This is a genomic window from Propionicicella superfundia DSM 22317 (assembly GCF_000423465.1).
In the GTDB taxonomy this organism is placed as follows: domain Bacteria; phylum Actinomycetota; class Actinomycetes; order Propionibacteriales; family Propionibacteriaceae; genus Propionicicella; species Propionicicella superfundia.
Genome location: NZ_KE384020.1, coordinates 37,223 through 51,011, shown reverse-complemented (window position 1 = coordinate 51,011; position 13,789 = coordinate 37,223). Strand labels below are relative to the sequence as shown.

Annotated in this window: 16 protein-coding genes; 6 read left to right on the top strand and 10 right to left on the bottom strand. The window is 71.0% G+C overall.

The window, feature by feature from the left end; genetic code table 11:
* Positions 1-63 precede the first annotated feature (63 nt).
* The 3 genes from G555_RS0105300 (at position 64) to G555_RS0105290 (ending at position 1,252) form a co-directional block, all read left to right on the top strand.
* A complete protein-coding gene (locus G555_RS0105300; protein WP_028708077.1) occupies positions 64-363 on the top strand; it encodes a putative quinol monooxygenase in 300 nt (99 codons plus the stop codon).
* A 96-nt stretch (positions 364-459) separates the two neighbouring features.
* On the top strand, positions 460-759 hold the full coding sequence (locus tag G555_RS0105295; protein WP_028708076.1) for a putative quinol monooxygenase: 300 nt from the start codon (positions 460-462) through the stop codon (positions 757-759).
* A 1-nt stretch (position 760) separates the two neighbouring features.
* Positions 761-1,252, top strand: coding sequence for a YajQ family cyclic di-GMP-binding protein (locus G555_RS0105290; protein ID WP_028708075.1), 492 nt, complete (start codon positions 761-763; stop codon positions 1,250-1,252).
* A gap of 7 nt (positions 1,253-1,259) precedes the next feature.
* Here the strand turns inward: G555_RS0105290 and G555_RS0105285 are convergent, their stop codons facing one another.
* Positions 1,260-1,610: a hypothetical protein gene (locus G555_RS0105285; protein WP_028708074.1), complete on the bottom strand. Its 351-nt coding sequence runs from the start codon at positions 1,608-1,610 to the stop codon at positions 1,260-1,262.
* Positions 1,611-1,678: 68 nt separating this feature from the next.
* Here G555_RS0105285 and G555_RS0105280 point away from each other — a divergent pair, with 68 nt between their 5' ends.
* Positions 1,679-3,367 carry a long-chain-fatty-acid--CoA ligase gene (locus G555_RS0105280; RefSeq protein WP_028708073.1) on the top strand — a complete coding sequence of 563 codons (1,689 nt, stop codon included), beginning with the start codon at positions 1,679-1,681 and terminating at the stop codon, positions 3,365-3,367.
* Here G555_RS0105280 and G555_RS18085 read toward each other — a convergent pair.
* The 7 genes from G555_RS18085 to G555_RS0105245 form a co-directional block, all read right to left on the bottom strand.
* Complete coding sequence (locus G555_RS18085; RefSeq protein ID WP_051208469.1) at positions 3,334-3,834, bottom strand: winged helix-turn-helix transcriptional regulator; 501 nt, start codon at positions 3,832-3,834, stop codon at positions 3,334-3,336. The two genes, G555_RS0105280 and G555_RS18085, sit on opposite strands and share 34 nt — an antisense overlap.
* A 23-nt stretch (positions 3,835-3,857) precedes the next feature.
* On the bottom strand, positions 3,858-5,015 hold the full coding sequence (locus tag G555_RS0105270; RefSeq protein WP_028708072.1) for an NADH:flavin oxidoreductase: 1,158 nt from the start codon (positions 5,013-5,015) through the stop codon (positions 3,858-3,860).
* A 110-nt stretch (positions 5,016-5,125) separates the two neighbouring features.
* On the bottom strand, positions 5,126-6,082 hold the full coding sequence (gene ctlX / locus G555_RS0105265; protein WP_211223183.1) for a citrulline utilization hydrolase CtlX: 957 nt from the start codon (positions 6,080-6,082) through the stop codon (positions 5,126-5,128).
* Between the two features lie 75 nt (positions 6,083-6,157).
* Positions 6,158-7,261: an NADH:flavin oxidoreductase/NADH oxidase gene (locus G555_RS0105260; RefSeq protein ID WP_028708070.1), complete on the bottom strand. Its 1,104-nt coding sequence runs from the start codon at positions 7,259-7,261 to the stop codon at positions 6,158-6,160.
* 112 nt (positions 7,262-7,373) lie between these two features.
* Positions 7,374-8,021: a LutC/YkgG family protein gene (locus G555_RS0105255; RefSeq protein WP_028708069.1), complete on the bottom strand. Its 648-nt coding sequence runs from the start codon at positions 8,019-8,021 to the stop codon at positions 7,374-7,376.
* On the bottom strand, positions 8,018-9,514 hold the full coding sequence (locus G555_RS0105250; protein ID WP_028708068.1) for a LutB/LldF family L-lactate oxidation iron-sulfur protein: 1,497 nt from the start codon (positions 9,512-9,514) through the stop codon (positions 8,018-8,020). Before G555_RS0105250 ends, G555_RS0105255 begins: the two co-directional genes overlap by 4 nt.
* Positions 9,511-10,272 carry a (Fe-S)-binding protein gene (locus G555_RS0105245; RefSeq protein WP_028708067.1) on the bottom strand — a complete coding sequence of 254 codons (762 nt, stop codon included), beginning with the start codon at positions 10,270-10,272 and terminating at the stop codon, positions 9,511-9,513. Before G555_RS0105245 ends, G555_RS0105250 begins: the two co-directional genes overlap by 4 nt.
* 157 nt (positions 10,273-10,429) lie before the next feature.
* Here G555_RS0105245 and G555_RS0105240 point away from each other — a divergent pair, with 157 nt between their 5' ends.
* Together G555_RS0105240 and G555_RS18080 are read left to right on the top strand one after the other, a co-directional pair.
* Complete coding sequence (locus G555_RS0105240; RefSeq protein WP_051208468.1) at positions 10,430-11,143, top strand: FadR/GntR family transcriptional regulator; 714 nt, start codon at positions 10,430-10,432, stop codon at positions 11,141-11,143.
* Between the two features lie 67 nt (positions 11,144-11,210).
* Positions 11,211-11,609, top strand: coding sequence for a DUF6941 family protein (locus G555_RS18080; protein WP_425413834.1), 399 nt, complete (start codon positions 11,211-11,213; stop codon positions 11,607-11,609).
* A gap of 6 nt (positions 11,610-11,615) precedes the next feature.
* On the opposite strand, the gene G555_RS0105230 is transcribed toward G555_RS18080, so the two are convergent.
* Both G555_RS0105230 and G555_RS0105225 read right to left on the bottom strand, forming a co-directional pair.
* Entirely contained in the window at positions 11,616-12,455 is an 840-nt protein-coding gene (locus G555_RS0105230; protein WP_028708065.1) for a PhzF family phenazine biosynthesis protein, read from the bottom strand.
* Between the two features lie 40 nt (positions 12,456-12,495).
* On the bottom strand, positions 12,496-13,674 hold the full coding sequence (locus tag G555_RS0105225; protein WP_028708064.1) for an aminotransferase-like domain-containing protein: 1,179 nt from the start codon (positions 13,672-13,674) through the stop codon (positions 12,496-12,498).
* Positions 13,675-13,789: the final 115 nt, after the last annotated feature.

Genomic DNA, 13,789 nt, shown 5'->3' with positions numbered 1-13,789 from the left:
CCCGCAGCCTCCGGCCGCGCGCGCACGTGTGGGATAGTGACCAGGGAGAGGAAGGGAGCACTGATGCTGATCCTGCTCAACAACGTCCACGTCATCGACGACGGGATCGAGGCGTTCGCCGCCGCCTCCGCCGCGAACGCGCGCGAGAGCCTGAAGGAGCCGGGGTGCAGGTCGTACGACGTGCTGCAGAGCAACGCCGACCCGACCCGCTTCGTCCTCCACGAGGTGTACGCCGACCTCGACGCGTTCCATGCGCACAAGACGACGCCGCACTACGAGACGTGGCGGGACGCCGTCGCCGGCCTCATGGCCTCGCCGCGCGTCGGCGTGCAGTACCACGAGATCGAGACGACCGTCCTGTGAGACCGCGACCGCCGGGTCCGGCGGTCCCGTCGCGATGATGTGTCAGGGTCCGGGCCATGTCATGGTCCGGGCGAACCAAGGAGAGGAAGAGACCCGATGCTGATCATGCTGGCCTTCGTCCATGTGACCGAGGACGGGATCGAGACCTTCGCGCAGGCTTCGACGGCCAATGCGCTGGAGTCCATCAAGGAGCCGGGCTGCAAGGCGTTCAACGTCATCGCGCAGATCGACGATCCCGCGAAGTTCGTGCTGCACGAGATCTACGACGACCAGGCGGCGCTCGACGTCCACAAGACGACCCCGCACTACCTGGCGTGGCGCGACGCCGTCGCCGACATCATGGCCGAGCCGCGATACGGACTGAAGTACACGGCGATCCACCACGCGGAGCTGTGACATGGCGGCCGACAGTTCCTTCGACATCGTCTGCAAGGTCGATGCGCAAGAGGTGCAGAATGCGCTGAACATGGCGGCCAAAGAGGTGCGCACCCGCTTCGACTTCAAAGGCACCGACGCCGAGATCCGGGCCTCCGGCGACGCCTTCGAGCTGTCCGCCAACGGCGAGGAGCGGGTGAAGGCGATCCTGGACGTGTTCAAGACGATGCTCGTGCGCCGCAAGATCGACCTCCTGACGGTGGACGCGAGCCCTCCGAAACTGTCGGGCAAGCTCTGGCGGATCACCGTCTCCATCGCCGAGGGGATCACCCAGGAGAACGCGAAGCGGATCGGCAGACTGATCCGTGACGAGGGCCCCAAGGGCGTTCGCACCCAGATCCAGGGTGACGAACTGCGGGTCTTCTCCAAGAAGCGCGACGATCTGCAGGCCGTGCAGGCGCTCATCCGGGCGCAGGACTACGACTTCGCGGTGCAGTTCGCCAACTACCGCTGAGCGACGCTCACCCGTCGAGCAGATCGCGCAGGAGGCGCGCGCGGCGCCGCAGTTCCGCGACCGTCGCGTGATCGGCGGGCAGGCTGGCGGCCGCCTCGTCCGCATCGTCGGCCTCACGCCGGACGATGGCCCGCGACTCCGCCTCGGACAGGCCCGCCCGGGCGACGTCGGCGGCGCCCGGACCGACCGCCGACAGTTCGATCGCTCCAGCCCTGTGCCGGTCGTCCAGCGGGACGGCGCCCGCGTTGTCGAGTGCCGACAGCGCTCCCCGACAGGCTGCGACGGCCGCGGTGTCGCGGGACCTCATCGCCGCTCGAAGTGCGGCGCGCAGCGCATCCCGGATCGCGATATCGGCCATGGCGGCATCTTGTCACGAACGCGCGGCGGCACGCCCATGGCCGTTATCCGGCGGCTAATGTCTGAACGGTGGACGCACCGTGGGTGAAGTACTACCAGCCGGGGGTTCCGGCTGAGATCGAGTTGCCGACCGGCTCGCTGGTCTCTTTGTACGAGAGGTCCGTGGCCGAGGCCGGGACCGCCGTCGCGATGGAGTTCTTCGGCCGCACGACGACCTACGCGCGACTGGGCGACCAGATCTCCCGGGCAGCGGAGGGGCTGCGCCGGCTGGGCGTCCAGGCCGGTGACCGGGTCGCGCTCGTCCTGCCGAACTGCCCCCAGCACGTGGTGGCGTTCTACGCCGTCCTGCGGCTGGGCGCGATCGTGGTGGAGCACAACCCGTTGTACACCGAGCGCGAACTGCGCCACATGTTCGAGGACCACGCGGCGCGCGTGGCGATCTGCTGGGACGTCGCGGTCCCCAAGCTGCAGGACATGCCCGGCGACGTGGCCCCTCAGAAGATCGTCTCCGTCAACCTGCTGAGGGAGTTCCCGGCGATCAAGCGCCTCGCCCTGCGGCTCCCGCTGCCCCGGTTGCGGGCGACACGGAACAGGCTGACCGCCCCCGTCTCCGGCACGGTGCCCTGGGAGCGGATGCTCGACGCCGATCCCCTGGTGGCGACCCATCCGCGGCCCGGCGTGCACGACCTGGCGGCGATCCAGTACACCTCGGGCACGACGGGGATGCCGAAGGGCGCCATGCTGACCCACAGCAACCTGTTCAGCAACGCCCGGCAGGGCGAGGCGTGGATGCACGGCGCGCAGTACCGCAAGGAGACCTTCTACGCGATCCTTCCCATGTTCCACGCCTTCGGCATGACGCTCTTCCTCACCTACGGGATCCTCAAGCAGGCACGCCTGGTGATCTTCCCGTCCTTCGACGCGGATCTGGTGCTGGACGCCGCCCGGACCTCCCCGCCCACGGTGTTCTGTGCGGTGCCGCCGATCTACGAACGCACCGCCCAGCGCGCGACCGAGCGCGGGATCAGCCTGCGGTCGGCCAAGTACTGCATCTCGGGTGCCATGAACCTGCCGGCTTCTGTCGTGGAGTTGTGGGAAAGCGTCTCCGGCGGGCTCCTCGTGGAGGGGTACGGCATGACCGAGGCGTCGCCGGTGTGCCTCGGCAACCCGTTCCACCCGTCCCGTCGCACAGGGACCATCGGCATCCCCTTCCCCAGCACCCTGATGCGGGTCGTCGACCCCGACGACCCGGACGTGGAGGTCCCCCAGGGTGAACGCGGGGAACTGCTGATCAAGGGTCCGCAGGTGTTCCAGGGCTACTGGAACAACCCGGAGGAGACCGAGCGGACGCTGCTTCCGGGCGGCTGGCTGCGCACGGGAGACATCGTGACGCTGGACGCGGACGGGTTCGCGACGATCGTCGACCGCGTGAAGGAACTCATCATCACCGGCGGGTTCAACGTGTCGCCGTCCGAGGTGGAGGGCGTGCTGCGCGGCCATCCCGACGTGGCCGACTGCGCCGTGGTCGGCGTTCCCATGCCCACCGGCGGCGAGAAGGTGGTGGCGGCCGTCCAGCTTCGCCCCGGCGTCGAGCTCCGGACCGACGTGCTGCGCGCCCACTGCCGGGAACGCCTCGCGGGGTACAAGGTGCCGCGCGAGTTCGTGGCCGTCGAGGAACTGCCGCGCTCGATGCTCGGCAAGGTCGTGCGCAAGCAGGTCCGCGATCAGCTCCTCGCGCCCGGAGCATCGGCGCGATGATCAGGCGGGGCCACCCGCACGAACTCCGCATCCGCCTGGTCGACGAAGACGCCGTCCTCGTCGACGAGTGACACCCTCACCCGCCGCCCCGAGCCGCGGGCGAGAGGAAGGACGTGCAGGCTCTTCGCAGAAGGGACGTGCTCCTCGGCCCACTGCTGCAGCGCGATCAGCACCGGTTTCAGATCCTCGCCCGCCGGGGTCAGCGTGTATGCATGGCGAGTCCGCTGTCCCGGCGCTCGATACGGGGTTCGCTCGAGCACCCCGTGCTCGACGAGGCTGCCGAGACGCGCGCTCAGCACATCCGTGGCGATGCCGAGCCGCTCATGGAACTCGGCGAAGGTGCGTCGGCCGAGGAACGCCTCCCGCAGCAGCAGGAAGCTCCACGAATCGGTGAGCACGCCCAGGCTCCGCGTGATCGCGCACGCGTCGTCCAGTGCGCCTGCGAGCGCCTGTGACCGGGCCGCCATGATCTAGTCCGTGTCCCGCTCGTTCATGACAGCTCGGTCTCGTGGCTCTTCTCGTACGGACGGATCTCCCGGAGGCGCCGCTCACGCAGCTTCGCCGGCCATTCCGGCTCGGACAGGACGGCCCGCCCGAGCGCGACCAGGTCGAACTCGCCGCGGTCGAACAGCTCCAGCAACGGCGCGATGCTGAGCGACGATGCCACCGTGCCGTCCTCGCGGTACGGGGCGGCGACGCCGACCGATCCGAGAGCGATGGTGGGCAGTCCGGTGAGCTTCTTCGTCCAGCCCGCCAGAGTGCGCCGATCCCCCTCGAAGCCGGGGAGCCAGTAGCGCCGGGTGGAGACGTGGAACCCGCTGGCACCCGCCTCGACGAGCACTCCCAGGAGGGCCCCCAGCTCGGCGGGCGTGTCGGCGAGGCGCGCTCCGAAATCGCTGCTCTTCCATTGCGAGAAGCGGAAGACGACGGGGAAGCCCGGACCCACCGCGTCGCGGACGGCCGCGACGACCTCGGCGGCCAGGCGCGCGCGGGCCCTGAGGCTCCCGCCGTAGACGTCGGAGCGGCGGTTCGTGACCGACCAGAGGAACTGGTCGAGCAGGTACCCGTGGGCGCCGTGGATCTCGACGCCGTCGAAGCCCACTCGCCGAGCATCCCCGGCGGCCCGCGCGAAGGATGCGACGATCGCGTCGAGATCCGCTGTGGTGGCCGGCTCCCCCACCGTCGACCCGTCCGGTGCGATTCCGGACGGGCTGGTCACGGGCGCGTCGGGGTGCGGGGGTGCCCCTGCGCTGCGTCGTGCCCCGACATGCCACAGTTGCGGGAAGATCCGCCCGCCCTGACCGTGAACGGCGGCCACCGTCCGCCGCCACCCCTCCAGGGCGTCCTCTCCGTGCATCCGCGGCACCCGGTCACTCGTGCCGGCCGACGGATGATCGATGTAGACGCCCTCCGTCACGATCAGCCCGAGGTGGGCCGCGCGGCGCGCGTAATACGCCGCCACGTCATCGCCGGGCACCCCGCCCGGTGAGAAGTACCGCGTCATCGGAGCCATCACGAACCGGTTGGACAACTCCACTCCCGACAGGGAGAACGGCGTGTAGAGCGGGGCGGGATCCGCCCCGTCGAGAAGTGACGACGGGTCGGCACCTGTGTGGCTCCCCCGTGACGTCGTGCGCTCCTGCTCCATCGAACACCGCCTCGACTCCGGGCCGCGCGGTCGCGGCCGTCCGGCTGGTCACGGCCGAGCCTAGCGCCCCTGGCTTGGTTGAACCAACTCTGATGGTGGCGGCTCTCTGATCAGCGTGGTGCCAGGTGGACGCCGGCCATCATGCACCGCACCGAGCCGCCGTCGAGTTCGATCGTCGGGACGGTGATCGGAAGCAGCGCGACGGACTCCTCCAGCACGGCCCGCTGATCGGCGCGAAGCGTGGCGACGGCACGCGAGGACATCGCCAGCACCCGGCCGTCCGCCCCGGACAGCTCCAGCGCGTTCCCGGCGAAGTCGCGGACCTGCTCGTGGGTGATGTCGATGATCGCGCGCCCGCTGTCGGCCAGCCGCGAGCGGATCTCGCTCCGCCGGGCGGGATCGGCGATCGCGGCCAGGCAGACGATGGCGAACTCGGTGCCGATCGTCATGATGACGTTGGTGTGGTACACGGGGCGCCCGAGCTCGTCCTCGGAGGCGAACACCATCGGCTCGTAGCCGAACGCCGTGCAGAAGCGCTCCAGGATCACCGGATCGGCGCGATGCGAGTTGCCCACGTACGCGACGCGCTCGACGTGGTCGAACACCATCGCCCCGGTGCCCTCCAGGTAGAGGTGGTCGTGCTCGAGGCCCGAGTAGTCGATGACCTCCTGCACCCGGTAGCGCGCCTTGAGCAGTTCGACGACGTCGACGCGCCGCTCGCGACGACGGCTCGGGGCGTACATCGGGAAGATCGCGATGCGACCGCCGTGATGGGTGCTGAACCAGTTGTTCGGAAACACCGAGGAGGGCGTGTCGGTGCCGTGATCCTCGAACACGTGGACCGTGACCCCCGCGGCGGTGAGCCGCGCGACGGCCTCGTCGAACTCGGCACGCGCCCGGCCGGCCAGCTCCGCGGGCTCCGCGGTGGCGTCCTCACGCTGGTACGGGTTGTCCTCGGCGGTCTGCGGGTTGCAGGCGAAATGGTGAGGTCGGATCATGACGACCGCGGACGGGGCCTGCACCGATCGCAGCCCCGACCGCGCGTGCATGCGTTCTGCGTCGGTCACGTCGCCAGTGTGGCGCGCCGCGCGGCCGGCCGCGAATCGGCGCGATCGCGTCTCGGCGAACGCGGCCGACGGTCGTCAGCCGCGCTCGGGCTGGACCACGACATCCGGCCACCGTCCCCGCCAGTAGGCGGCGGGGTACCGCGCGAGGTCGGGGTTGCCGAGCTCGGCGGCCGCGCGCGCCGGCCAGGCCGGCTCCCGCAACGCCACGCGCCCGAGCATGATCGCGTCGGCCGATCCCTCGTCGAGGACGGCCTGCGCCTGCGCGGGTTCGGTGATGAGCCCGACGGCGGCGGTGGGCACCCCCGCCTCCCGGACGGCCCGCGCCAACGGCACCTGGTACCCGGGGCCCAACGGGATCTTCGCGAGCACGTTGCCGCCACTGGACACGTCCACGAGATCGACCCCGTGGGCCGCCAGCAGCGCGCCCAGTCGCGCGGACTCCTCGACCGTCCAGCCGCCGTCGACCCACTCGGTCGCCGAAAGGCGGACGAAGAGCGGTTTCGTCGCGGGCCAGACCGCGCGCACCCTGTCGACGGTCTCGATCAGCAGCCGGGTCCGTCCGGCGAAGTCGCCCCCGTACAGGTCGGTGCGCTGGTTGCTGAGCGGCGACAGGAACTCGAACAGCAGGTACCCGTGGGCGGCGTGGATCTCGATGACGTCGAACCCGGCCGCATCGGCCCGTGCGGCGGCCGCGGCGAACGCGTCCACGACGCCGGTGATCCCGTCGATGCCGAGCTCGGCGGGCGTGGCGAGCCCGGGGAACGCCACCGCCGACGGCGCGACGGTCTGCCAGCCGCCGTCGGCGGCGGGAACGGACCCGCTGTGGGCACCGGGATGGCCGCGGAAGACCGACGCCTTGCGACCCGCGTGGGCCAGTTGGACGCCCATCCTGGCTCCCTGCGCATGGCCGAAGTCGACGACCCGCGCCCAGGCGTCGCGCTGGGCGTCGTCCCACAGGCCGCAGTCCTCGGGTGAGATGCGGCCCTCGGGGAGGACGGCGGTCGCCTCGGCGACGACCAGACCGAAGCCGCCCGCGGCGCGGGCGCCGTAGTGGACGAGATGCCAGTCGGTCGGGACGCCGTCGCGGCGCTCGCACATGTACTGGCACATCGGCGAGAGGAAGATCCGGTTCGGGATCGTGAGGCCGCGCACGGTGATGGGGTCGAAGAGCGAGGACATGATCTCAAACTAGCCCACGCCGGCCTGCCCGGCGTGGCGTCCGGGGAGCGACCCGTCCGGTGACCGGCCGCTCCCCGGCCCGCCCGGCACGCGGCCGGGCCTGGCTGCGCCGCTACTCGGCCAGGACCACCAGCAGCGTCCGCGGTCCGTGCACGCCCTCGACCCGGCTCAGCTCGATGTCGCTGGTGGCGGAGGGGCCGCTGATCCAGGTGAGGGGATTGGACCCGCCCGCGACGCCCAGCCGCACGACGGCCTCGGGGACGTCGGACACCACCTGCGACGCGGTGACGACGACGAGGTGGGTGTCGGGGACGAGAGTGAGCGCCCGCCGACCCTGATCCGGCCCGTGGTCGAGGACGATCGTGCCCGTCTCGGCCACGCCCACGGCTGCGGCCGTCACGACCCCGTCGATGCGGTTGAGCTCCTCGTGGGACAGGGGCGGTTCGTCCCCGTGAACCACCACACCGGCCCCCTCGACGGCGGCGCGCCACGCCGCCTCGAGCCCCGACGGGACCACGACGGACGACACTCCCGCGCCCGTCAGCAGCTCGGCGATCGTCGCCGGGACGTCCGCGGCGGGCACGCGCCGCACCGTCGCCTTGTAATCGGCGGTGCGCTCGGCGAACTGCGTCAGGACGTCCGGCATCGGCGTCGGCCGACCGTACTGCCAGCCGACCGGCACGTCCGCGACCGGATCGACCGTCGTCACATCGGCCAGGGCGCGACCGATCCGGCCCAGCACCTCAGCTCGCGCGCTCACTGCTCCTCCTCGCTCCGGTTCTTCTTCCACCACGCCCGGAAGGACTCCCGGGGTGGCATCGGCAGGTCGCGCGCGTTCGTCCACGGCGCGGCCGGCCAGGGCAGCGGGCCGAGGTGCGTGGTGCGCCCCATCACCGTGGCCGCGATCCGAGCCAGACCCTCCACCTTCTCCAGGTGGGTGTGGTCGGAGAACGCCCAGCTCCCGGCCGCCATCACGGTGGGCTCCAGCCGGGGGCGCCCACGACGCTTCTTGTCGGCCACCTTGTGGCGCAGGTGCACCAGCATGTCGGGGATCGGGATCCGCACGGGACACACCTCGAAGCACGCGCCGCACAGAGTCGACGCGTAGGGCAGGGACTTGTCGATGTCCGACCCGATGCCGCGCAGTTGCGGGGTGAGAACGGCCCCGATCGGGCCCGGATAGACCGAGCCGTACGCGTGTCCGCCGACCCGCTCGTACACGGGGCAGATGTTGAGGCACGCCGAGCACCGGATGCATCGCAGCGCCGGGCGCCCCTCGGGATCGGCGAGCACCTTGGTCCGCCCGTTGTCCACGAGGACGACGTGGACGTCCTGCGGACCGTCGCCGGGGGTGACTCCGGTCCACATCGACGTGTACGGGTTCATCCTCTCGCCGGTGGACGACCGGGGCAGCAGGCGCAGGAACACCTCGAGATCGGCGAACGTCGGCAGCGTCTTCTCGATGCCCACGACGGAGATCAGCGTCTCGGGCAGCGTGAGGCACATGCGGCCGTTGCCCTCGGACTCGACGACGACCAGGGTGCCGGTCTCGGCGATGGCGAAGTTGGCTCCCGAGACCGCGACCTTCGCCCGCAGGAACTTCTCGCGCAGATGCCGCCGCGCGGCACCGGCGAGATCGGCCGGTTCGTCGGTGAGGGTGTCGGGGGCGGGTGTGCCGTACTGATGCATCTCCCGCTCGAAGATCTCCTTCACCTCCGACCGGTTGCGGTGGATGGCGGGCACGAGGATGTGGCTCGGCCGGTCGTGCCCCAACTGCACGATGAGCTCGGCGAGGTCGGTCTCCCAGGCGGCGATCCCGGCCTCCTCCAGCGCCTCGTTGAGCTCGATCTCCTGGGTCGCCATCGACTTGACCTTGACGACCTCGTCGGCGCCCTTGGCGCGCACCAGGCCGACGACGATGCGGTTGGCCTCCTCCGCGTCCCGCGCCCAGTGCACGGTCGCGCCCGCGCGCTGCAGGGACTCCTCGAGCTGCATCAGGTACGTGTCGAGGTGGCGCAGCGTCCTGTTCTTGATCGCTTCGGCGGCCAGACGCAGATCCTCCCATTCGGCCACCTCGGCGACGTGGGCGGTGCGCTTGGCGCGGATCGTCCCCGTGGCCTTGCGCAGGTTGCTGCGCAACTGGGGGTTGTCGAGTTGCGCCCTCGCATTGGCGGGGAACGCCGGCATTCCGATGAGGGTGCCGCTGGGCGGTGCCGGCGTGAGGCGCCGGGCTGCGGGGTCGGTGACGGTCATCGTGCCCCTCCTTCCGTGTGTGCCAGGACCTCGGCGAGGTGGATCGGCTTCACGCCGGACTTCTGCCGGTGCAGCAGTCCTCCGATATGCATGAGACACGCGTTGTCGCCGGTGATGAGGTACTCCGCACCGGTGTCGGCGACGTGGCGGGCCTTGTCGGCACCCATCGCGACCGAGACATCGGGGTTCTTGACCGAGAACGTCCCGCCGAAGCCGCAGCACTGCGCGGAGTCCTCCAGGGGGATCAGATCGATGCCCTTGACCTGCGACAGCAGCCGATACGGCCGGTCTCCCACCTTGGCGACCCGCACCGAGTGGCAGGTCGGATGGTAGGTGACCCGGTGAGGAAAGTAGCTGCCGACATCGGTGACGCCGAGCACGTCGACGAGGAACTCGGAGAAGTCGTAGGACTTCGTGACGATCTCGTCGGCGGCCGCGATGAGGGCCGTGTCGCCGGCATGCCGGGCGAGCATCGGATGCTGGTGCCGGACGGCACCGGTGCACGACCCCGACGGCGCGACGATGTAGTCGTACTCGGCGAACGCCTTCACATAGGCGCGGACCGAGCCGACAGCCGCGTCGAAATAGCCGGTGTTGGTGAACATCTGACCGCAGCACGTCTGCTCCATCGGGAACTCGACGGTGCAGCCGAGACGTTCCAGGACGGAGACGACGGCCCTCGGCGTGTCCGGGAACATGACGTCGTTGACACAAGTGGCGAACAGCGCGACCCGCAGGCCATCGGGCGGTACGACCACGGCGGACTCCCTTCGTTGGGATGGACCATCGGACCTCCGGCGGAGCCACCGCGGAGGGATTTAATGGTCAGACCATTGGTGGAACCGTATGCGTCCTGTGCGATAACGTCAAGCGATTGCGAGGATTGGCTGTGTCGACAGGGGTGAGAACACGTCGATGAACACGACCGGACGAGACGGCGCGAAGGCGTACGAGGTCGTCCTGCAGCACATCGAGGCGGGCATTCTCGACGCGACCTACCGGGCCGGCGACCGACTGCCTCCGGAGCGCGACCTGGCCGCGCAGCTCGGCGTCAGCCGGGCCGCCGTGCGCGAGGCGATGCGCGTGCTGCAGGCGCAGGGGCTCATCACCGCGACCACGGGGCGCGGGGGCGGAACGCACATCACCCCGTCGCGACGCGACGCTCTCGCGCACATCCTGCGGCTCCATCTCGCCGTGACCGGGGCAGAGTTCTCCGAGCTCACGGAGACCCGCATCGCCCTGGAGCGCGCCTCCGCGGCAGCGGCGGCCCGGGCCGCGACGCCCGAGCGGATCGCCCCTCTGCGGGAGCTCGTCGCAGCCATGGCCGCCGCAGCGTCCGTCGACGCCTTCACGGTGATCGACACCGAGTTCCACGTCGCCATCGCGCGGTGCGGCCAGAGCGACCTCATCGGAGACCTCACGGTGGCCATTCGCCGCGCGCTCGCGACACCGATCCGCGACGCGCAGGTGAGGATGGACGACTGGCCGGGATTCCGCACCCGGCTCATCGCCGAGCACACCGCGATCCTGGACGCCATCGCGGCCGGGGACGCCGACCGCGCCGTGACCGAGATGAATGCGCACATCCGCACCTCGTACACGGTTCTCGCCGCGTCCCACCGACGCTGACCGACCGGTCGCGGTGCCCCGGCGTGGGATAGTGGCGGGAGACGAACAGGAGGCACCGGTGGACGTCATGCTCATGCTCTGCGACCACGCGGTCGTCGCCGACGGAAAGCTGTACATCAACGGCGGCGGCTGGGATCAACTCCCCGCCAACGGTCCGCCGACCGCTCTGGCGCTCCTGGTGCACGTCCCGTGGGACGAGATGAACACCACCAGGTCCCTCGTGCTGCAACTGGTCGACGAGGACGGCGGCGCCGTCGTTCAGCCCGGGACGGACACGCCGATCCTGCTGCGCGCCGACCTGGAGGTCGGCCGGCCCGCGGGGATCGTCCCGGGGTACACGGTGAGCATCCCGCTCGCCTTCAACTTCTCACCGCTGCGGCTGTCGCCCGGAAGCGGCTACGAGTGGCGGGCCGAGTGCGACGGCGAACCCGTGGGGTCGGTGCGCTTCCGGACCACCCCCGAGTGACTGGCGCTACACCCCCAGCGACACCGCACCGGCGACGATCGGAGTGACGTCGCCACCGATCCAGATGTCGTCGCCCACCCGCTCGACGTGGACGCGTCCGTCCCGGCCGAGTGCGGCGCCCTGCGAGACCACGTACCGCGCCGGAGCGATCCCTTCGCCGATGAGCCACTGGGCGAGGCCCGCATTGAGGCTGCCGGTGACGGGATCCTCCGCGACACCGAGGGTGGATACGAACGCGCGGACCTCGAACGCCGTGGGGTGACCATCCGGCTGCGGCCCCACCACGCCGAGGGCGAGCCCGCCGAGCGCGGCGGCATCGGGCCGGAGAGCGAGCACCGCCTCCGCCGTGGGGAGCATCACCGCGCACCACCCCGGGCCGTTGTCGACCCAGGCATGACCGCGGACGTCCTCGGGCGCGATGCCGAGGGCACCGACGATGCGCGCGAGGATATCGGCCGCCACCGGACCCGAGCGGCGCAACGGCGGCGCGGCGAACGCGAGCCGCTGACCGTCGCGGCGCACGGGGACCAGCCCGACGCCGCACTCCTGCACCACGACGTCGTCGGCCTGTGGACGTCCCCCGGCCTCGAGCCACGCCCAGCAGGAGCCGAGGGTGGGATGGCCCGCGAACGGCAGCTCCCCGCCGGGGGTGAAGATCCGCACCCGGTAGTCCGCGGCCGGGTCGACCGGCGGGAGGAGGAACGTGGTCTCGGAGAAGTTCGTCCAGCGGGCGAAGTCGGCCATCGCGGACTCGGGGACGTCCTCCGCGGCGTGGACGACGGCGAGCGGGTTGCCGCGCAGCGCGACGGCCGTGAACACGTCCACCTCGTGGAATCGATGGGGCATGTCTCCTCCTGGTCCGATGGGCTGGAGCGCCGGGCGCAGGTCAGCGGGTGGGCTGCAGCGCGCCGTCGATGACGCCGCCGAGGAGGGCGACGCCGGCGTCGATCACGTCGGGCGGCACCGTCACGAAGCTCAGCCGCAGCGTGTTCTCGTGTCCGCCGCCGGCGAAGAACGGCGATCCGGGGACGAACGCGACACCGGCCGCCACGGCAGCGGGCAACAGTGCCGCCGCGTCCGCTCCGGGCGGAAGCTCGACCCAGAAGAACATGCCTCCGGCCGGGACGGACCAGCGGCACCCCGGTGGCAGGTGGCGGGTGAGCGCCTCCGCCATCGCGTCGCGGTGTCGCGTGTAGTCGGCCCGGATCGTCGGCACGTGGGCATCGAGGAAGCCGTCCTTGACGACCTCGTGGACGATGCGCTGCGTGAAGCCGGACGTGTGCAGGTCGGCAGCCTGCTTGGCCTGCAACAGCTTGGGGTACAGGTCGGGGGGTGCGACGAGATAGCCCAGGCGCAGGCCCGGGGCGAGGATCTTCGAGAACGAGCCCACGTAGACCGAGCGGCCCGGCATCAGGGCCGACACGGGCGGCGCCGGCTCGACGTCGTACCAGAGATCGCCGTACGGGTCGTCCTCGACCAGCGGGACGCCCGCCTCGCCCAGGTCCGCCGCGACCTGCTGCCGCCGCTGCGCCGACAGACATCGCCCGGTCGGGTTCTGGTAGGTGGGCAGGAGGTACAGCAACCGGGCGTCGCCGACATCCTGCAGGGCGCCGGGAACCGGTCCTCCCTCGTCGCAGGCCACCTCGGCGAAGGAGGGCTCGTAGGGACTGAACGCCTGCAGTGCTCCCAGGTAGGTCGGCGATTCGACGGCCACGGGCGCGCCCGGCTCGACGAGGACCTTCGCGATCAGGTCAAGGGCCTGCTGCGAGCCCGTCGTGATGAGCACGTCGTCGGGACCGGCCGCGATCCCCTTCCGGCTCACGCGGTCGGCCACCCACTCGCGCAGCGGAGGGAAGCCCTCGCTGGTCGCGTACTGGAGTGCCTGCCGGCCCGACGCGCGCAGGACGGCCGATGTCGCCTCGGCGACGATCTCCACCGGGAAGGTGTCGGCGGCGGGCAGGCCGCCGGCGAGGGAGATGATCCCCGGGCGTTCGGTGAGCTTGAGCACCTCGCGGATCGTGGACGGGTCCAGCCGGTCGGCTCGGTGAGCCATCCTCCAGGTCATGCGGTGGCCTCTCCTCCCTGCCGGACACGGGACATCCGCCCCACTCTCGCACAGCGTGGCCGGGCGCCTCGCAGCGGTCCACAGGCGGCGGCCGAGGCGGGCTCGTCCGCGGACA